The organism is Saccharopolyspora sp. NPDC047091, assembly GCF_040643635.1.
GTDB lineage: Bacteria > Actinomycetota > Actinomycetes > Mycobacteriales > Pseudonocardiaceae > Saccharopolyspora_C.
Window position 1 is genome coordinate 1 of sequence record NZ_JBEYUS010000006.1, and the last position, 19,655, is coordinate 19,655.

Consider the following 19,655-nt stretch of genomic DNA (forward strand, 5'->3'; position numbering starts at 1 on the left):
AACAGGACCACCCGCGGGTCCTCAGCGGCCTCCTCGCGAGGACAGCGATTTCTCCTGTGGCGGAGCCACCGGTGAAATCGATCCCGCAGCGAGGACGCCGCTGAGGTTCCGCCACCCGACCCGCTCAGCAAGGCTCCCCGGACAACCCTTTTTGACCCACGTCTCAGTATTCGGTTGATGTTGGACCACAGGGTGGACGCGTGGCACGCTGGCCGTCATGGGTGCGCCTGCGAAGCTGCTGCTGGTCGCCCGTCGCTACGTGGATCTGCGACGGGTCTCCAGCGCGCTGTGCCGTTCCACCGGCTGATCCCGCCGCTGCGTTCCGAACTGTCCAGTCGGCGCCGGGAGCACGCCGACTGCGAGCGCCCCTGTTCCCGTGGGCTCCGCGCGGTGTGGTCCTGAGCGCCACCAGCCACCACCACGGAGGTCGGGCCATGGTCCCCCCGACGGAAGCTCAGAGCCGCACCGAGCGCCGCACCCCCGCCCGCAAGGGCAAGACGCGTGGTGAGGGGCAGTGGGCGCTCGGCTACCGGGAGCCGTTGAACGCCAACGAGCGCTCGAAGAAGGACGACAACCCGCTCAACGTCCGCCACCGCATCGAGACGATCTACCAGCACGGCGGTTTCGCGTCGATCGATCCGGCCGACCTGCGCGGCCGGTTCCGCTGGTGGGGCCTGTACACGCAGCGCGCCGAGGGGATTCCGGGCGCGCGCACGGGCACCATCGAGCCGGAGGAGCTCGACGCCTCCTACTTCATGATGCGGGTGCGGGTGGACGGCGGAGCGCTGACCACGGAGCAGCTGCGGGTGATCGGCGAGATCTCGCAGACCTACGCCCGCGACACCGCCGACATCACCGACCGGCAGAACATCCAGCTGCACTGGATCCGGGTCGAGGACGTGCCCACGATCTGGGAGAAGCTGGAGGCGGTGGGCCTCTACACGACGGAGGCGTGCGGGGACTGCCCGCGCGTGCTGCTGGGTTCGCCGGTGGCCGGGGTGGCCGCGGACGAGATCATCGACGCGACCCCGGCGATCAAGGAGATCACCGAGCGCTACATCGGCGACAAGTCGCTGTCGAACCTGCCGCGGAAGTTCAAGACGGCGATCAGCGGTTCGCCGCGCTGGGACACGGTCCCGGAGATCAACGACATCTCGCTGGTCGGCGTGGTGCACCCGGAGCACGGTCCCGGTTTCGATCTGTGGGTCGGCGGCGGGCTGTCGACGAACCCGAAGCTGGCGGTGCGGCTCGGCGCCTGGGTGCCGATCGAGGAGGCCGCCGAGGTCTGGCATGCGGTGACCTGCTTGTTCCGCGACTACGGCTACCGCAGGCTGCGGCACCGGGCCCGGTTGAAGTTCCTGGTGGACGACTGGGGCGCGGAGAAGACGCGGCAGGTGATCGAGGACGAGTACCTGGGCCGGAAGCTGATCGACGGCCCGAAGCCGGAGACGCCGAGCGGGCACCGCGATCACCTCGGGGTGAACCCGCAGGTCGACGGCAACTTCTACGTGGGCGTGAAGTCGCAGGCCGGCCGGGTCAGCGGTTCGACCCTGGTGGAGATCGCGAAGGCGGCGGAGCGCGTCGGTTCGTCCCGGGTGCGCACCACGGTGGAGCAGAACCTGCTGGTGCTGGACGTGCCGCAGCAGCAGGTCGAAGGCCTGGTGTCCGATCTGGCCGGGCTGGGGTTGCACAGCTCGCCGACGCCGTGGCGGCGGAACGTGATGGCCTGCACCGGCATCGAGTTCTGCAAGCTCGCGATCGTGGAGACCAAGCAGCGCGCCATCGACCTGATCGGTGATCTGGAGCAGCGGCTGGCGGACGTGCAGGGCGACGTCCGGGACCCGGTGACGATCAACCTGAACGGCTGCCCGAACGCGTGCGCCCGCACCCAGACCGCGGACATCGGCCTCAAGGGGCAGATGGTGCGCGATGACGACGGCAACCAGGTGGAGGGCTTCCAGGTGCACCTGGGCGGCGGGCTCGGCCTGGACGCCGGGTTCGGCCGCAAGATCCGCGGGCACAAGGTGACGTCGGCGGACCTCGGGGACTACGTGGAGCGCCTGGTGCGGCACTACCTGGGCGAGCGCTCGGACGGCGAGCGCTTCGCCCAGTGGGTGGCGCGGGCCGAGGAGGACGCGCTCAAGTGACGTCCGGACCGGAAGGCGGGGCCGCCCCGGAGGGCCGGGCGGTCCCGTTCTACTGCCCGTATTGCGGGGACGAGGAACTGGTTCCGCAGGCCGAACCCGCGGGCGCCTGGAAATGCGAGGCGTGCCTGCGGGTGTTCACCGTTCGGCTCGTCGGACTGGCGAGCGGCTGAGGAGACGGAGATCCCATGACTGCCGAGACCACCATCACCGACCTCTCCACCGGCTTGGGCGTGCGCCGCAGCGACGAGGAGCTGCGGGCGCTGGTCGAGGAGGCCGCCCCGCGACTGGCCGAGGCGAGCGCCGAGGAGGCGCTGCGCTGGGCCGCGGACACCTTCGGCGACGGGCTGATCGTCGCCTCGAACATGCAGGACGCGGTGCTGGTGGACCTGGCGGCGAAGGCGCGGCCGGGAGTGGACGTGCTGTTCCTGGAGACCGGCTACCACTTCGCCGAGACGATCGGCACCCGCGACGCGGTCGCCCAGGTCTACGACGTGAACATCGTGGAGGCGAAGGCGGAGCAGTCGGTCGCCGAGCAGGACGCCGCGGAGGGCCCGAAGCTGCACGACCGCGACCCGGGCCGCTGCTGCTTCCTGCGCAAGGTGGTGCCGCTGCGCAACACGCTGGCCCGCTACGAGGCGTGGGTGACCGGGGTGCGCCGGGTGGAGGCCCCGACGCGGGCGGGCACGCCGATCGTGACCTGGGACGACCGCAACGGCCTCGTCAAGATCAATCCGATCGCGCCGTGGAGCGACGAGGAGATGGACTCCTACATCGAGCGGCACGGGGTGCTGGTGAACCCGCTGGTGCCCGCCGGTTTCCCGTCGATCGGCTGCGCGCCGTGCACGGCGAAGCCCGCGCCGGGTGCCGATCCGCGCAGCGGCCGCTGGGCGGGCACGTCGAAGACCGAATGCGGCCTGCACGGCTGATCACCGCGCAAGGCCTACTGAGCAAGCACACCCGGAGAGGATGGGTATGACCGCCGAGCAGCAGCTCGACCTGCCGCAGGACCCGGTGTCCACGGGGGCACCTCCGCAGGTCGACAACTTGGACGCCTTGGAGTCCGAGGCCATCCACATCTTCCGCGAGGTGGCCGGGGAGTTCGACCGCCCGGTGATCCTGTTCTCCGGGGGCAAGGACTCGACGGTGCTGGTCCACCTGGCGATCAAGGCGTTCCGGCCGGCGCCGGTGCCGTTCCCGCTGCTGCACGTGGACACCGGGCACAACTTCGACGAGGTCATCGCGTTCCGGGACCGGCTCGTCGCCGAGCACGACCTGCGGCTGGTGGTGTCCTCGGTGCAGGACTACATCGACGACGGCAGGCTCGCCGAGCGCCCGGACGGCATCCGCAACCCGCTGCAGACGACGCCGCTGCTGGACGGGATCACGGAGAACAAGTTCGACGCGGTGTTCGGCGGCGGCAGGCGGGACGAGGAGCGGGCGCGGGCCAAGGAGCGCATCTTCAGCCTGCGCAACGCCTTCGGCCAGTGGGACCCGCGGCGGCAGCGCCCGGAGCTGTGGAACCTCTACAACGGCAGGCACCGCCCGGGGGAGCACGTGCGGGTGTTCCCGCTGTCGAACTGGACGGAGCTCGACATCTGGCGCTACATCCAGCGCGAGAAGATCGACCTGCCGGAGATCTACTACGCCCACCGCCGCGAGGTGTACCAGCGCGACGGCATGTGGCTGACCGCGGGCCCCTGGGGCGGGCCGCGCGAGGACGAGGACGTCGCGGACAAGGTCGTGCGGTACCGCACGGTCGGCGACGGTTCCTGCACCGGCGCGGTCGAGTCCGAGGCGTACACGGTGGACGACGTGATCGCGGAGGTCGCCGCGAGCCGGCTCACCGAGCGCGGCGCGACGCGGGCCGACGACCGGATGTCGGAGGCCGCGATGGAGGACCGCAAGCGGGAGGGCTACTTCTGATGACCGAGACCACGACCCGCACCGCACCGGATTCCGGCGCCGAGGTGGTGCTGCCGGTGCACACGGACCTGCTCCGGCTGGCCACGGCCGGTTCGGTGGACGACGGCAAGTCGACGCTGGTGGGCAGGCTGCTGCACGACACGAAGTCGGTGCTGGCCGACCAGCTGGACGCGGTGCACCGGGCCAGCGCGGACCGCGGGTTGCAGACCCCGGACCTGTCGCTGCTGGTGGACGGGCTGCGCGCGGAGCGCGAGCAGGGCATCACGATCGACGTGGCGTACCGGTACTTCGCGACGCCGCAGCGGAGCTTCGTGCTGGCCGACACCCCGGGCCACGTGCAGTACACCCGGAACACGGTGACCGGCGCGTCCACCGCGCAGCTGGCGATCCTGCTGGTGGACGCGCGCAAGGGCGTCATCGAGCAGACCCGCAGGCACGCGGCGGTGCTGGCGCTGCTGGGCGTGCCGCGGCTGGTGCTGGCCATCAACAAGATCGACATGGTGGACTTCGACGCCGCGGTGCACGAGCGGATCGCCGCCGAGTTCGCCGGGCACGCCCGCGCGCTGGGCTACGCCGACGACGCGGTGCGCACCATCCCGGTGTCGGCGCTGCACGGCGACAACGTGGTGGAGCGCTCGGCGAACACGCCGTGGTACTCGGGACCGTCGCTGCTGGAGCACCTGGAGACGGTGCCGGTGGCTCCGGACCCGTTCGACGCGCCGTTCCGGATGCCGGTGCAGTACGTGATCCGGCCGCGCACCGCGGAGCACCCGGACTACCGCGGCTACGCGGGCCAGGTCGCCGCGGGCGTGGTGGCGCAGGGCGACGAGGTCGTGGTGCTGCCCGCGGGCATCCGCACCCGGGTGTCCCAGGTGGACACCCCGGACGGCCCGGCACCGCGGGCGGCGGCAGGGCGTTCGGTGACGCTGCTGCTGGAGGACGACGTGGACCTGTCCCGGGGCGATCTGATCGCCGCCGCGGACTCGGCGCCGCAGGTCACCGACGAGCTGGACGCCACCGTGTGCTGGCTGGCGGAGAAGCCGTTGCAGCCCGGGGCCCGGGTGCTGGTCAAGCACGGCACCCGCACCGTGCAGGCGATGGTGACCGAGCTGTCGGCGCGCTTCGACGAGCAGGAGCTGGTCGGCGTGGACGCCCCGGATTCGCTGGCGCTCAACGAGATCGGCCGCGTGCAGCTGCGCACCGCGGAGCCGCTGCCGGTCGACGAGTACGCGGCGTCGCGGCGCACCGGTTCGTTCCTGGTGATCGACCCGGCGGACGGCACCACGCTGGCCGCCGGGCTGATCGGGCTGCCGCTGGCTCCGCTGGCGGCGGCGGTCGCGGGCTGATCCGGTTGGCACCCGCGCTGGTGGCCGTCGCGCACGGCAGCCGGGATCCGCGTTCGGCGCGCACCGTCCACGCCCTGCTGGACGTGGTGCGCGCCGAGCGCCCGGACCTGGACGTGCGGGCGGCGTTCCTGGACCTGTCCGCGCCGCGGGTGGGCGACGTGCTCGCGGCGGTGCGCGCCGACGGGCACCGCGAGGCCGTGGTGGTGCCGCTGCTGCTGGGCAGCGCGTTCCACGCGAAGGTGGACCTGCCCGCGGTGCTGGCCGAGGCGGGCGCGCGGCTGCCGGGGCTGGACCTGCGCACCGCGGACGTGCTCGGGCCGGATCCGCTGCTGGAGTCGGCGGCGCTGGACCGGTTGCGGGAGGCGGGTGCGCGCACCGACGACCCGGAGCTCGGGGTGGTGCTGGCCGGGGTCGGCTCGGCGCACGCTCCGGCGAACCGGCTGGTCGCGCAGGTCGCCGAGCGGTGGCAGGCGCGGCATTCCTGGGCGGGCGCGGTCGCCGCGTTCGCCACCGCCGCCGAACCGGACGTGCCCGCGGCGATCGCGCGGCTCCGGGAGCGCGGCGCCCGGCGCATCGCCGTCGGCTTCTGGTTCCTGGCTCCGGGGCTGCTGACCGATCGGGTCGTGGACGCGGCCCGCGCGCACGCACCGGACGCGCTGATCGGGACTCCGATGGCGGCCGCGGGATCGGTCGCCGAGCTCGTGCTGACCCGGTACCGCGAGGTGCTCGACCGCACCGAGGTCGGTTCCGGCGCGGCCTGAACCCGCTCGCGGGCGCGTTCGGCGCAGCCCGCACCACCGGGCGGCGCAACGTCCCCGGGCGTCCTTGCGAAATACCGACAAGTCCGGCCGAATCCGCGGCCGCGCGGGCAGGATGCGTTCCGTGCGACCGCGAACACGGGCGCACCACACGCCCGGCGGTGACGGGAAACCCCGACCTCCGGTCGCCGCCGGGCGGCCCGTTTCGTCCGCTGCCTCCTCGTTCCTCCCACCTCTGGCCGATAGCGGGATCGCTGACTCAGGGTGTTTTGGCGGAACACTAAACTTCACCCCAAGTGGCCATGAGAGAGTGCGGATCAACTACGCGACGGCGGCGCGTCGCAGCGCAGCCGAGCGGCATCGCGGCGCGGAACCACACTTTCGGGTGAGCCAGTGAACCTCGGCGGCAAGGATCAAGGTGCAACGACAAGTCGGGGGCGTGTGCGGGAGATGAACACCCAGCAGCCGAGCCGGCCGGTGATCACGCCGGCCATGCGCGAACAGGCCGCGAAGCAGCCGAACACGTGGCTGTACGTGGTGGATCCGATCTTCAGCGACCCCAGCTCCGAAGTCCCGCCCTGGGGCTTCATCGGCGGCTACCGGGTCGACGAGCGCGGTGAGCTCACCGAGGACTTCTCCCCCAACCCGAACTACCGCCCCTCCCCCGTCGCGCTACGGCTGCCCGCGCCGACCAACGATGTCGAACGCGCCCTGCAGCTGACCACCACCGGCTACGCGCAGGCGCCCACCCTGCTGGCCGCGCTGCTGGACGCCGAGCTGATCCTGTTCGCGCAGCCGCAGGGCAGCGGGCTGTTCACGATGGACCACGAATCCGGCAGGCGGCAGCTGCAGCTGTTCACCTCCGAGGGCTACCTGCCCGCGAACTGGACCAGCTGGCAGCGGATGACCGGCAGGCAGCTCGTCGAGCGCAAGCCGACCGGGATGGACCTGCAGATCAACCCGACCAGCCAGGTCAAGGCGCGCATCCCCGGCGAGGACCTGATCAAGGCCGCCGGTGGACCCAGCACGCCCGCACCGCCCGCCTCCTTCGCGGCGCCGTCCGCGCCCGTCGCACCCGCGGCCCCCGCCACCGCTCCCGCGACCCCGCCCGCACCGCCGTCCCCCGCCGCGGACGTCACGCAGCCCGCGAAGGTCCCCGGAGCCGCCAAGCAGGCGCCGGACCCGATCAGCAGCGACCACGGGCAGCGGTTCCTCGGCAGCATGCTGGCCGCCGCGGCCGGGGACGCGCTCGGCGCACCCGTCGAGACCTACCCGGTGGAGCAGATCCGCAGCCGCTTCGGCGAGCGCGGCATCACCGACTACGACCGCGCGGGCGAGCGTCCCGGCGAGTTCACCGACGACACCCAGCTGATCCTGTTCACCCTGGAAGGCCTCGTCCGCGGGCACGTCGCCACCCGCGGCGGCGCCACGGGCGGGCCGCTGCCCGCGGTGCAGCTGGCCTACCAGCGCTGGCTGCACACCCAGGGCCACGCGTGGGCGCACGTCGCAGGCCCGTTCGCCGAGCGGCACCCGGAACCGACCGGCTGGCTCGTCGCCGAACGCGACCTGTTCGCGGTGCGCTCGCCGAACGCCGAGTGCATCACCGCGCTGCGCGAGTTCGCCGCCAACGGCAGGCCCGGCACGTTCCAGCGACCGATCAACGACTCCGACGACAACACCGGCGTGGTGCGCGCCGCGCCGTTCGCGCTGTGGTCCGAGGACCCGCGCGAGGTGTTCCGGCTGGCCGCCGCGGGGGCCGCGCTGACCTGCGCGAAGCCCAGCGGCTACCTGCCCGCCGGGGTGCTGGCGGTGCTGGTGCACCGGCTGCTGCGCGGCGAGTCGCTGCCGGACGCGCTGACGCTGGCCCGCGAACTGCTCGCCGAGTGCGAAGGGCACCAGCAGACCGAACGGCTGCTGCTGGTGGCCGAGGACCTCGCCGCGCAGGGCGCACCGACCCCGGAGCAGCTCAAGGACCTGCTCGGCGCCGGCTGGACCGGGCAGGAGGCGCTGGCGATCGCGGTGTGCGCGGCGCTGAGCCACGACGGCGTCGGTCCGGCCGTGATGGCGGCGGTGAACCACTCCGGCGACAGCGACACGACGGGGGCGATCTGCGGTGCGATCGTCGGCGCCCGGCACGGCGCGTCCGCGCTGCCCGGGGTGTGGCTGCGCGACCTCAAGCAGCGCGAGCTCGTCGAGAAGCTGACCACGGACGCGCTGGTCGAGTTCGGCCCGCAGCCGCGCACCGACGAGACGTGGGCGCAGCGCTACCCGGCTTCGAAGGACCTGATCGACCTGGAGTTCCCCGCGGAGCTCCCGCGGTCGCCCCGGGAGGGTGCGGCGGAGAAGACCACCGAGCAGCCCGCGATCCGGGACGAGGCGGCCGAGAAGTCCGCTCCGGTGGCCAGGTTCCCGATCCCGGGTGGTGCCGCGCGCACCGGCGACGAGCAGCCGGGCGACGGCGCGGCCGAGTCCACTTCGGACGGTCCGGCGGGCCTCGCGCCCGGTGGCCGCACCGCGGCGGTATCCGGTGCCGACGACGACGCGGCGACCGGTGCCGCCGAGCAGTCCGCGTCCTCGGCGGCGGCCGAGCAGTCCGCGGCATCGGCGGAGCGCGAGCAGAGCGCGGGCTCGGCGCAAGAAGAGCAGAGCGCGGGTCCGGCGCAGGAGAAGCAGGGCACGGCCGCGGTTCAGGACGAGCAGGGCACGGCTTCCGCGCAGGACGAACACCGCGCGAACTCGGCGGAGACCGCGAAGCCCGCGGAGACGACTCCGGAACGGCCCGAGCAGGACGCGGCGGCGGAGCAGAAGTCCGACCAGAACCCCGAAGCCGGCCAGAGCCCCGAAGCCGAGGACGCCGAGCAGACCGCCCGCCCGGCCGCACCGCTGCCCACGATGGGTTCCTGGCCCTCGACCTCCTCGAACGGCCGCGACGCCGACGCCGAGCCGGACGAGGCCGCCGCCGAGGACGAGCCCGCCGGAGCCGAGGACACCGCGAAGAAGGCCGCTGCGGAGAAGACCACCGAGTCGAAGGCCGCCGAGGCCGGGTCGGCCGAGGCCGAACGCACGGCCGACGCGGCGCAGCGCGGGCCCGCGGCAGCCGCCCCGCTCACCGAGCGCATCGCCATGCCGAAGTCCCGCCCGACCGCGCAGCCCACCGGCCGGCAGGCACCCGGTCCGCAGACGACCGGTGCGCAGGCCACCGGCCCGCAGACCGCGCGGCAACCCGCCGCGAAGCAGCGCCCGGCGACCACCCGCGAACTCGCCGAACCGGCCACCGAACGCGGCGCCCGCATCCTGGGCTGCCTGCTCGGCGGCGCGGTGGGCGACGCGCTCGGCTACCCGGTGGAGGACGACTCCATCGAGAAGATCCGCGCCGAACACGGTGCGGCGGGCGTCGTCGACTTCGCCGACGCGCACCGCCCCGGCGGGTCGATCAGCGACGACACCCAGCTGACCCTGTTCACCGCCGACGGCCTCATCCGCGCCTCGATCCGCCGCAGGCTCTACGGCGAGACCGATCCGGCGCAGCAGGTCCAGCACGCCTACCAGCGCTGGCTGCACACCCAGGGCTTCGACTGGAAGGACGCGGGCGGACCGATCGCGGCGACCCCGCCGGACGGCTGGCTGATCCGGGAGAAGGGCCTGTTCGTGCGCCGCGCGCCCGGCGCCACCTGCGTGCAGGCGCTGCACGGCTACGCGACGAGCGCTCGGCTGGGCACCCTGACGAACCGGATCAACGATTCGAAGGGCTGCGGCGGCGTGATGCGCGCGGCGCCCGCCGGGTTCTGGTCCGACGACCCGACCGAGACGTTCCGGGTGGGTGCGGCCACGGCCGCGCTGACCCACGGGCACCCGAGCGGTTTCCTGCCCGCGGGCGCGCTCGCGGTGATCGTGGCGCAGCTGCTGGGCGGCCGGTCGCTGCCGGAGGCAGTGGACCGCGCGCTGACCGAGCTGTCGGGCTGGGAAGGCCACGAGGAGACGACGAGCGCGCTGCGCCGCGCGATCGAGCTGGCCACCGAGGGCACGCCGACGCCGGAGCAGATCCAGCACCGGCTCGGCGACGGCCGGGTCGGCGAGCAGGCGCTGGCCATCGCGGTGTGCGCCGCGCTGGCGCGCCCGTTCTCCTACACCGATGCGGTGGTGCTGGCGGCGAACCACTCGGGCGACAGCGACGCGACCGCGTCCATCTGCGGCAACATCATGGGCACCGCGCACCTGGCGAGCGCGATCCCGGAGAGCTGGCGGCAGCGGGTGGAGCTCGGCGAGGTCGTCGAGCAGCTCGCGCAGGACGCCACCGAGGAGTTCGGCGAGCACCCGCCGTCGGTGCCGGAGTGGCTGCGCCGCTACCCGGCGGGCAGCGCGCCCGCGAAGCCGAAGTCCCAGCCCGCCCGGCCCGCACCGGTGCCGGAGACCGCGGCGGAGCAGACCATGGTGATGGCGCCCATCCCCGCCGTCACCGACGAACCCCCGGCGAGCGGATCCGCGCCGGAGCCCGCCGAGAGCGCTCCCGAACCGGCCGCCGACCAGCCCGCGGCGGAACGGGCCGTCCCCGCGGAGCAGCCCGCGTCCGAGGCACCGGCGGCAGCCGAACCGGTGGCAGCCGCCGTCCCCGCCGCACCGCCCGAACCCGCCGCGGCGGACGAGGATTCCGGCGACGGCCTCAACGACGAGGAGCTTCGGCTGCTCGCCGCGTGGCGCAAGTTCCGCGACGGCGAGGACGACACGCCCAACGACCTCTCCGAGGGGCTGCACAAGCTGCTGCAGGAGGCGTTCGGCCCCGAGCGCGCCGCGCAGCTGGTCGCCGCGAACGAGGCCGACGGCGAGCTGCCCGCGGAGGTGCCCGCCGAGCTGGATCGCCTGGACCGGCTCGCCGGATGCGCGCTCGGCGTGCTCGCCGGTGACGCGCTGGGCGCTCCGTGGACGTTCCTGTCGCAGCGGGCGATCCTGCGCCGCAACCCGGACGGGGTGCGCGAGCTCGCCGAGCACCTGGGCGGCCGCGGCCGGTCCACCTCGATCGGGCAGCAGTCGGTGTTCCTGCTCGACGGCCTGCTCCGCTCGTCCGTCCACAAGGGACTGAACAAGCCGGGTCCGACGCCCGCCGAACTGGTCCGCGGCACCCTCCAGCACTGGGTGATCGCGCAGGGCGCCCCGGTGGAACCGGCGCTGCGGCCCGTGGAACTCGCCGCGGAGCCCGCGTTCGGCGCGCAGCGCTTCCCCGACGAAGCGGGCGTCACCGCGCTGGCCACCTGGGACGGGCAGAGCCCGCTGCCGACGCCGAGCACCCCGCCGAACCAGGCCACCGGCGCGGCCGCGGCCGCCCGCGGCGCCGTCGTCGGCCTGCACGCCGACGCGCCCGGCACCGCGGTCGAGCTCGGCATCGCCACCGGCGTGCTCACCCACGGCCACCCGGACGGCTACCTGCCCGCCGCGGCCGTCGCGGGCATGGTCGCCGCGCTGAACTCCGGGCAGACCCTCGCGGAGAGCGTGCACACCACGCTCACCGAGCTGAAGGCCTGGGAGGGCAGCGAGAACACGGTGCGGTCGCTGCGCGACGCGCTGGAGCTCGCCGAGCACGGCCCGGTCCCGGTGCCCGCGCTGGAGAAGCTCGGCGCGGGCAGGCACGCGCCCGCCGCGCTCGGCGTCGCGGTCGCCGCCGCGCTGACCCACCCGGACTCGTTCGCCGACGCCGTCGCGCTCGCCGCCACCCACTCCGGGGACAGCGCGGCCACCGCGGCGCTGTGCGGCGGACTGCTCGGCGCCGCGCGCGGTGCGGCGGAGATCCCGGCGGAGTGGCTCGATCAGCTGGAACTCGCCGATCACGTGCAGCGCCTCGTCGCCGATGCCCGGCGGGTCGACACCGATCTCGCCCCGGACGGCACGGCGCCGGACTGGACCCGGCGATACACGCAGTAACGTTGCTCAGGTGAAGGATTCTCGCGACGGGCTCACCGAGGCGGAACGGGCGTTGCTGGCGGCGTTCCGGGAACGGCGCCGGGCGGGGTCGCCGGACGCGCCGCCCGCGACCGCCGCGGAGCCCGGCGCGGAATCCGGTGCACTGCCCGCCGGACCAGCCGACGCGGACGAGCGGGTGTTGCTGGAGAAGTGGCGTTCCTGGCGCGACCGGCCGCTGACCCGGCCGCCGTGGTTCGCGGCGCTGCGCCAGCGGATCGGCACCGATCCCGCGCCACCGGTGCCCGCCACCGGGCTGGCCGACTCCTCCGGTTACCGGCCGGACGCGGCGAGCCGGTTCGCCGGGATGCTGCTGGGCGCGGCCAGCGCCGAGCACACCGCCACCGGCCGGGTCGGCGAACGCACCGCGGCGCTGCTGTTCGCGCTGGAAGGCGTGATCCGCGCGCACACCGCGCTGCGCGCGCACGGCGCCACCGACCTCACCGCTTCCGTCCTCAGTGGACTCCAGCGGTGGTTGCACACCCGCGGCGTGCCGTGGCAGGACTGCGTCGCCGAACCCGCGGGCGAACCGGACGGCTGGCTCGTCGAGCAGCGCGAGCTGCACGGCGACACCGTCGAGGACCGGGCGCTGCTGACCGCGCTGACCCGCATCGCCGCCGGCGGCCGCGCCTCCGCGCACGCCGCCGGGGCCGGTGCGGTCCCGCTGGGCGCGGTGGCCGCGCTGTGGTCCGGCAGCGAGGTGTTCGGCACCGCCGCGAACCTCGCCGCGCTCACCCACGGCCACCCCGACGGCAACCGCCCCGCCGGGGTGCTCGGCGTCGCGATCTCGTTGCTGCTGCGCGGAAATCCGTTGCCCGCGGCCTTGGACGGCGCGCTCGCCGCCTGGGAACCCGCCGATTCCCGGCCCGCGCTGCTCGACCGCGCCCTGCACCTCGGCAGCACCAGCCCCGTCGGGTTCGTGCCCGGTGCCGCGCAGCTCGACGCGATGAGCCCGGGCCGGACCGGCACCGAAGCCCTCGCCGCCGCGCTGCGCATCGTCGCCGCGTGCCCCGACGACTTCCCCGCCGCCATCGCCGCCGCCACCGACCACGGCGGCGACACCCGCACCACGGCGGTGCTGTGCGGCCAGCTGCTCGGCGCCGCCCACGGGCCCGCCGCGATCCCCTTACCCGGCACGGGGAAACCGGCCGCGCTCGCCGTGCTGGAACGGCTCGCCGAGGACGCCGCCGCCGAATTCGGCCCCTACCCGGACGAATCCGAGGAATGGCTGCGCCGCTACCCCGTCGGCGCCCCCGCCCGCGAACCCGATCGGCGAAGGAGCCTGCACGCCGTGCCCAGACTCGCCGCGTCCAGAGACCGCTTCCTCGGCGCCGTGCTCGGCTGCGCCATCGGCGAAGCCCTCGGCACCCCCATCGCCGGTGACGGCTGGGACGAGATCCAAGACCGGCACGGGCCGCAGGGGCTGCGCAACTACGTGCCCGCCGGACATCCCGCGGGCAGGCTCGGCAGCGACACCCAGCTGCTGCTGTTCTCCCTCGAAGGCACCATCCGCGCCGGGGTGAGCCGCCGCAGCAACGAGGTCGCCGACCCGTCCCGGCACATCCAGCACGCCTACCAGCGCTGGCTGCACACCCAGCACCTCAGCTGGGGCCGCGCCGCCGGCGAATTCCTCAAGCACACCCCCGCGCCGGACGGCTGGCTGGTGGGGCACCGCGCGCTGTTCCAGACCCGCAACCCGGGGCGCACCATGATGCGCACCCTCATCGCCTTCGCCAAGGGCCAGCAGCCGATGGGCACCCCGGAACACCCGGTCAGCGACTCGCAGGGCAGCACCGCCGTGATGCGGGCCGTCCCGGCCGCGCTGTGGAGCTCCGACCCGGCCGAGGTGTTCCGCGTCGGGCAGAACACCGCCGCGCTCACCCACGGCGACCCGGTGGCCTACCTCAGCGCGGGCACGCTCGCGTTCCTGGTGTCCCGGCTGCTGGACGGGTGCGCCCTCCCCGTCGCCGTCGACGAGGCGCTGGACGAGCTCAGCGGGCACCGCGGCCACCAGGACGTCACCCGCAAGGTGTCCGCGGCGGTGCGCTACGCCGCCTCCGCCGAGACCACGCCCGGGCACCTGGAGAGCGGCATCGGCAACGGGTGGAGCGCCGCCGACGCGCTCGGCATCGGCCTGTACGCGGCGCTCGTCGCGGACGGGGACATCGACGCGGCGCTGCCGCTGGCGGTCAACCACTCCGGCAACTCGGCCACCACCGGTGCGGTCTGCGGCAGCCTCGTCGGCGCCCGGTCCGGGGCGGCGAAGATCCCGGACCGGTGGCGGACCGAGCTGGAGCTGCACGACGTCATCGAGCAGCTGGCGCACGACGCGAGCCTCGAATTCGGCCCCCACCCGCCGGACACCGACGACTGGACCACCCGCTACCCGCCGACCTGACGGGCCGTCGGGGCGGAAACCGGTCGTCGCGGCACCTCGGAACGCCCGCGGCAGGCGGTAGCGTGCGGCGCATGGCCGACGAACTCGTGCACCGCAGCACCGCCTCCGGCATCGCGACGATCACCCTCGACTCCCCGCACAACCGCAACGCGCTGTCCGCGCAGCTGCGCCGGGAACTGCGCGAGCACCTGGCGGCGGCGCTCGCCGAGGACGCGGTGCGGGTGATCGTGCTCGCCCACACCGGGACGGTGTTCTGCTCCGGGATGGACCTCAAGGAGTCCCGGTCCGCCGGCGCCGACGATCAGGGGGTGCGGGAGCTGCCGGAGCTGCTGAACACCCTGTGGACCAGCCCGAAACCGGTCATCGCCAAGCTCGCCGGACCGGCGCGGGCGGGTGGCGCGGGCATCATCGCGGCCTGCGACCTGGCGGTCGCGGCGGACACCGCGACGTTCGGGTTCTCCGAGGTCCGCATCGGCGTGGTGCCCGCGGTGATCTCGCTGACCGTGCTGCCCCGACTACAGTCGCGCGCCGCGCACGAGCTGTTCCTCACCGGGGAGAACTTCGACGCCGAGCGCGCCGTGCGGATCGGGCTGCTCACCTCGGCGGTGCCCGCCGACCGGCTCGACGCGGAGGTCGACCGATACGCCGGGATGCTGGCGAAGGGCGCGCCGCACGCGCTGGCCGCCACCAAGGCGCTGCTGCGGCGCCCCCGTTCCGCGGACATCGGGGCGGACTTCGACGAGGTCCTGGAGCTCTCCGCCCGCCACTTCGCCTCCGCCGAGGGCCAGGAGGGCATGCGGGCCTTCGCCGAGAAGCGGCCCGCCGCCTGGGTCCCGCAGGACTGAGGGCGGCGGGGCTTCAGTCGCGGGTCAGGACGGTGGCGAAGGCGCGGCCGCAGATCGGCTTGCTCGCCGCGTCCCGCAGCACCGTGTTGATCTTCTCGTAGGCCTTGGGGTCGTGCTGCGCCAGGTTCTGCGCCCCGGACCAGATGAGCACGTGCTCACCCTCCGGCAGCCAGGACAGGTCGGTCAGGCAGTCGTAGAGCGCGTCCAGGTTGCGCCCCGCCCACTCCGGGAACGACAGCACCGCCGCGATCCCGTCCAGCGCGGTGCGCTTGTTGACCAGGTCGCTGCCGTCGAGCACGTGCACGGCCGCGCCGCGCCGCTCGGCGTCCTCGGCCGCCGTCTTGGCGCTCACGCCAGGCTGCTCCAGCTCGCTCACCGCCGGCTCCTTCCGGGAGACCTGAGGCTTTTTCGTCGCAAACATCCCACTCAACCACACACGTCGACAACCAGGAAGAAGCTTCGTTCACCGCAATGCCGGGGCGGTCGGGCCGCCCGCAGCGTCACGCGGGCGAGATGAGCGGTTCAGCAGCCCGCCACGGCACCGTTCCCGGTGAATCCGGCAGAACGGGCACAGCCTGCCACACCGCGGCGGAACCACCGGCGGGCGGCATGGCCCTGCCGTGCGCGGCGGCACCCTGCTGGACGAACCAGCCGATGACGACGAGCGCGATCAGCCCGATCAGGGCGACCGTGATGCGCTTGCGCGAGGTCAACCGGTTCATGGCACGTCCGTTCCGCGCGGGGTCCGCACCGGCGGTTCGGCGTCGCGCACGCGGGTCAGCCGCGCGCCGATCCCATCGATGGCCCGGTCGAGGAAGCGCGCCAGGTACCAGCACACCGGCAGCAGCACGACCAGGACCAGGGTCACCAGCAGCGGGTACCAGAGCTGGACGAGCCACAGCTCGACGCCGTCCCACCACTCGAACAGCCAGTCCATCACGAGGCGCCAGAGTACGCCGGGCCTCCGGGGCCTTCACCCCGCCCCGGCCCCGCCCGGTGCGCCCGGTTCCCGCGGGCGCCCGGACGCGTCCGCGGGCGGTCAGGCGGTGCCGGTGACCTCGGTCGACGGGCTCCCGGCGCGCTCGCCCGCCGCCGAGCGCTCGCGGATGGAGCGGATGATCGCGCCGAAGTCGTACCCGCCGCCGCCCTCCTCGTTGAACCGCTGGTAGAGCTCGGTCGCCAACCGGCCGACGGCCGCGTCGGTGCCGCTCTGCTCGGCGGCGGACTCGGCCAGTTTGAGGTCCTTGAGCATCAGCGCCGCGGAGAAGCCCGGCTCGTAGTCGTGGTTGGCCCGGCTGGTCTCGACCAGGTCCGGGACCGGGCAGTTCGTGGTCAGCGCCCAGCACTGCCCGGTGGAGATCGAGGCGACGTCGTAGAGCGCCTGGTTGCTCAGGCCGAGCCGCTCGCCGAGCACGAACGCCTCCCCGACCGCGATCATCGAGGCCCCGAGCACCAGGTTGTTGCACATCTTGGTGACCTGGCCGTTGCCCGGCCCGCCGCAGTGGATGACCTTGCGGGCCATCGGCGCCAGCAGCGGCTCCGCCCGCTGGAAGTGCTCGTCCGCGCCGCCGACCATGAACGTGAGCGTGCCCGCCTCGGCGCCCGCGGTGCCCCCGGAGACCGGGGCGTCCAGCGAGCCGAACCCGGCGGTCCCGGCCAGGGCGTGCGCGGCGCGGGCGTCGGCGACGTCGACCGTGGAGGAGTCGACCAGCAGCGCGCCCGGCTCGACCGCGGGCAGCACCTGCTCGTAGCAGTCCAGCAGGTGCTTGCCGCCCGGCAGCATCGTGATCACCGCTTCGGCGCCGGTCACGGCCTCGACGGCCGAGTCGACGGTGGTCACCCCGTTCGCCCGGGCCGCCTCCAGCGCCGCGGGCGACAGGTCGAACCCGCGCACCACGTGCCCGGCCGCGACCAGGTTGGCCGACATCGGGCCGCCCATGTGGCCGAGCCCGATGAATCCGATGACAGCCATTGTCATTCCCTTCTGCGGGTGCGGTGGTCGAGCCGGGCGCGGGGCCCGGCGGCTCAGCCGGACAGGCCGAGCTCGTCCTCGCCGAGCGTGGCGAAGAAGCGCTGGACGAGCTCCGGGGTGACGCCGTCCAGTCCGTTCGGCGACCACTTCGGGTCGCGGTCCTTGTCGACGAGGGTGGCGCGCACGCCCTCCACGAAGTCGCCGGCGTTCAGGCAGCGCAGCGCGATCCGGAACTCCTGGTCCAGCGCGGCTTCCAGGGTCGCCGGCCTGCTGCGCAGCGCGCGCAGCGTCACCTTCAGCGAGGTCGGGGACTTCGCGTCGATCGCGGCGGCGGCGTCCGCGGCGGCCTGCTCGGGGCGGGCGCGCAGCCGGTCGAGGATCTCGGCGACGTCGTCGGCGGCGTAGGCCGCATCGATCCACTCCCGCTGCGCGGCCACCGGCGACTCCGGCGGGGCCTCGGTGAACCGGGCCAGCGCCGCGTCCACGTCGCCGCCGGTCAGCGCCTTGATCAGGTCGTCGATGCGCTCGCTCGGCAGGTAGTGGTCGGCGAGGCCCAGCGCCACGGCGTCCGCGCCGCTCACCGGCGCACCGGTGAGCGCCAGGTGCGTGCCCAGCTCACCGGGGGTGTGCGCGAGCAGGTAGGTGCCGCCGACGTCGGGCACGAAGCCGATGCCGACCTCCGGCATGCCGACCTTGGAGCGTTCGGTGACGACCCGGTGCGAGCCGTGCGCGGAGATGCCGACGCCACCGCCCATGCACACCCCGTCCATCAGCCCCACCACGGGCTTCGGGTAGTGCGCGAGCATCGAGTTGAGCCGGTACTCCTCGCTCCAGAACGCCTTGGGGAGCTCCTCGTCCCCGGCCTTCGCCGCGTCGTGCAGCGCCCGGATGTCGCCACCCGCGCACAGCCCGCGTTCCCCGGCGCCCTCGACGAGCACCGCCCGCACCTGCTCGTCGGTGCTCCACCGCCGCAGCGCGGCGGTCATCTCGCGCACCATCTCCAGGGTGAGCGAGTTGATCGCCTTGGGGCGGTTGAGGGTGATGCGTCCGAGCGCGCCCTCGACGCTGAGCAGAACCTGCTCCGGGGCGGGTGTTGTCATGATGCCGACTCCAGCAGTCCACGGGAAATGATCAGTCGCATGATCTCGTTGGTGCCTTCGAGGATCTGGTGCACCCGCAGGTCGCGAACGATCTTCTCGAGGCCGTACTCGGCAAGGTATCCGTATCCGCCGTGGATCTGAAGCGCCTCGTTCGCCACGGTGAAGCCCACGTCGGTAGCGAGCCGCTTCGCCATCGCGCACAGCCGGGTCGCGTCCGGGTCGCGGGCGTCCAGCGCCCACGCCGCGCGCCACAGCAGCATCCGGGCGGCCTCCAGCTCGGTGGCCATGTCGGCGAGCTTGAACTGCAGCACCTGGAACTCGCTGAGCTTGGAGCCGAACGCGGTGCGCTCCCGCACGTAACCGAGGCTGCGGTCCAACGCGTCCCGCGCCCCGCCCAGCGAGCAGGCCGCGATGCTGAGCCTGCCGCCGTCCAACCCGGCCATCGCGATCTTGAACCCGATGCCCTCGGGCCCGAGCCGCTGCGCCGCGGGCACCCGCACCCCGTCGAGCACGACCTGCCGGGTGGGCTGCGCGTTCCAGCCCATCTTCCGCTCGTTCGGGCCGAACGAGAGCCCGGCCGCGTCGCCTTCCACGATGAACGTGGAGATGCCCTTCGAACCGTCCTCGCCGGTGCGGGCCATCACCACGTACACGTCGGAGCTGCCGCCGCCGGAGATGAACTGCTTCACCCCGGTCAGCACGTAGTCGTCGCCGTCGCGCACCGCGCGGGTTCGCAGCGCCGCCGCGTCCGAACCCGCCTCCGGTTCGGTGAGGCAGTAGCTGGCGCGGGCGGTCAGCGAGCACAGCGGCGGCAACCAGCGGGCGCGCTGCTCCTCGTCGCCGAAGCGGTCGATCATCCCGGCGACCATGTTGTGGATCGACAGGTACGCCGCCACCGACGGGTCGCCCGCGGCGAGCTCCTCGAAGATGAGCGCCGAGTCGAACCTGCCCAGCCCGGTGCCGCCGCAGGCCTCGTCGACGTAGATGCCGCCGATGCCGAGCTCACCCGCGGCGCGCAGCACCTCCACCGGGAAGTGCTTGTCCTGGTCCCACTGCACGGCGTGCGGGGCGAGCTGCTCGGCCGCGAACTCGCGGGCCAGCTGCTGGATGGCCCGCTGGTCCTCGGTCAGCGCGAACGGGGACACCACGCCGGAGGGGCCGGAAACCGCTGCTACCGACACGTCCACTCCTCACCTTCGAGAGTCCGGTCCCGGGCG

General features: G+C 73.8%; 16 protein-coding genes. 10 read left to right on the forward strand and 6 right to left on the reverse strand.

Annotation, left to right across the window (positions count from 1 at the left end; genetic code table 11):
- Nucleotides 1–217 precede the first annotated feature (217 nt).
- From ABZ805_RS04715 to ABZ805_RS04760, 10 genes are all read left to right on the forward strand, one after another.
- Nucleotides 218–307, forward strand: coding sequence for a putative leader peptide (locus ABZ805_RS04715; RefSeq protein WP_358434363.1), 90 nt, complete (start codon nucleotides 218–220; stop codon nucleotides 305–307).
- A 127-nt stretch (nucleotides 308–434) separates the two neighbouring features.
- Entirely contained in the window at nucleotides 435–2,147 is a 1,713-nt protein-coding gene (locus tag ABZ805_RS04720; RefSeq protein WP_358434366.1) for a nitrite/sulfite reductase, read from the forward strand.
- The gene (locus tag ABZ805_RS04725) at nucleotides 2,144–2,317 is read left to right on the forward strand and encodes a hypothetical protein (RefSeq protein ID WP_224962664.1); all 174 of its coding nucleotides are present in this window, start codon (nucleotides 2,144–2,146) and stop codon (nucleotides 2,315–2,317) included. The genes ABZ805_RS04720 and ABZ805_RS04725 overlap by 4 nt, the downstream gene beginning before the upstream one ends.
- Nucleotides 2,318–2,332: 15 nt before the next feature.
- Nucleotides 2,333–3,073, forward strand: coding sequence for a phosphoadenylyl-sulfate reductase (locus ABZ805_RS04730; RefSeq protein ID WP_358434370.1), 741 nt, complete (start codon nucleotides 2,333–2,335; stop codon nucleotides 3,071–3,073).
- Nucleotides 3,074–3,119: 46 nt separating this feature from the next.
- On the forward strand, nucleotides 3,120–4,070 hold the full coding sequence (gene cysD, locus ABZ805_RS04735; RefSeq protein ID WP_358434373.1) for a sulfate adenylyltransferase subunit CysD: 951 nt from the start codon (nucleotides 3,120–3,122) through the stop codon (nucleotides 4,068–4,070).
- Nucleotides 4,070–5,416, forward strand: coding sequence for a GTP-binding protein (locus ABZ805_RS04740; RefSeq protein ID WP_358434376.1), 1,347 nt, complete (start codon nucleotides 4,070–4,072; stop codon nucleotides 5,414–5,416). Before cysD ends, ABZ805_RS04740 begins: the two co-directional genes overlap by 1 nt.
- Before the next feature lie 5 nt (nucleotides 5,417–5,421).
- A complete protein-coding gene (locus tag ABZ805_RS04745; RefSeq protein WP_358434379.1) occupies nucleotides 5,422–6,177 on the forward strand; it encodes a sirohydrochlorin chelatase in 756 nt (251 codons plus the stop codon).
- A 447-nt stretch (nucleotides 6,178–6,624) separates the two neighbouring features.
- Nucleotides 6,625–12,087: a type VII secretion system-associated protein gene (locus ABZ805_RS04750; protein WP_358434382.1), complete on the forward strand. Its 5,463-nt coding sequence runs from the start codon at nucleotides 6,625–6,627 to the stop codon at nucleotides 12,085–12,087.
- A 10-nt stretch (nucleotides 12,088–12,097) separates the two neighbouring features.
- Nucleotides 12,098–14,521 carry an ADP-ribosylglycohydrolase family protein gene (locus ABZ805_RS04755; protein WP_358434385.1) on the forward strand — a complete coding sequence of 808 codons (2,424 nt, stop codon included), beginning with the start codon at nucleotides 12,098–12,100 and terminating at the stop codon, nucleotides 14,519–14,521.
- A gap of 71 nt (nucleotides 14,522–14,592) precedes the next feature.
- The gene (locus tag ABZ805_RS04760) at nucleotides 14,593–15,366 is read left to right on the forward strand and encodes an enoyl-CoA hydratase-related protein (RefSeq protein WP_358434387.1); all 774 of its coding nucleotides are present in this window, start codon (nucleotides 14,593–14,595) and stop codon (nucleotides 15,364–15,366) included.
- 13 nt (nucleotides 15,367–15,379) lie between these two features.
- Here ABZ805_RS04760 and ABZ805_RS04765 read toward each other — a convergent pair whose 3' ends face one another.
- The 6 genes from ABZ805_RS04765 to ABZ805_RS04790 form a co-directional block, all read right to left on the reverse strand.
- Nucleotides 15,380–15,742 (reverse strand): barstar family protein, encoded by a 363-nt coding sequence (locus ABZ805_RS04765; protein WP_358434389.1) that lies wholly within the window; start codon nucleotides 15,740–15,742, stop codon nucleotides 15,380–15,382.
- Between the two features lie 124 nt (nucleotides 15,743–15,866).
- Nucleotides 15,867–16,088 carry a hypothetical protein gene (locus ABZ805_RS04770; protein WP_358434392.1) on the reverse strand — a complete coding sequence of 74 codons (222 nt, stop codon included), beginning with the start codon at nucleotides 16,086–16,088 and terminating at the stop codon, nucleotides 15,867–15,869.
- Entirely contained in the window at nucleotides 16,085–16,303 is a 219-nt protein-coding gene (locus tag ABZ805_RS04775; protein ID WP_309148749.1) for a hypothetical protein, read from the reverse strand. The genes ABZ805_RS04770 and ABZ805_RS04775 overlap by 4 nt, the downstream gene beginning before the upstream one ends.
- A gap of 102 nt (nucleotides 16,304–16,405) precedes the next feature.
- Nucleotides 16,406–17,338, reverse strand: coding sequence for a 3-hydroxyisobutyrate dehydrogenase (gene mmsB / locus ABZ805_RS04780; RefSeq protein ID WP_358434395.1), 933 nt, complete (start codon nucleotides 17,336–17,338; stop codon nucleotides 16,406–16,408).
- A 53-nt stretch (nucleotides 17,339–17,391) separates the two neighbouring features.
- Complete coding sequence (locus ABZ805_RS04785) at nucleotides 17,392–18,438, reverse strand: enoyl-CoA hydratase/isomerase family protein (RefSeq protein WP_358434398.1); 1,047 nt, start codon at nucleotides 18,436–18,438, stop codon at nucleotides 17,392–17,394.
- A complete protein-coding gene (locus ABZ805_RS04790) occupies nucleotides 18,435–19,619 on the reverse strand; it encodes an acyl-CoA dehydrogenase family protein (protein WP_358434401.1) in 1,185 nt (394 codons plus the stop codon). The genes ABZ805_RS04785 and ABZ805_RS04790 overlap by 4 nt, the downstream gene beginning before the upstream one ends.
- Nucleotides 19,620–19,655: the final 36 nt, after the last annotated feature.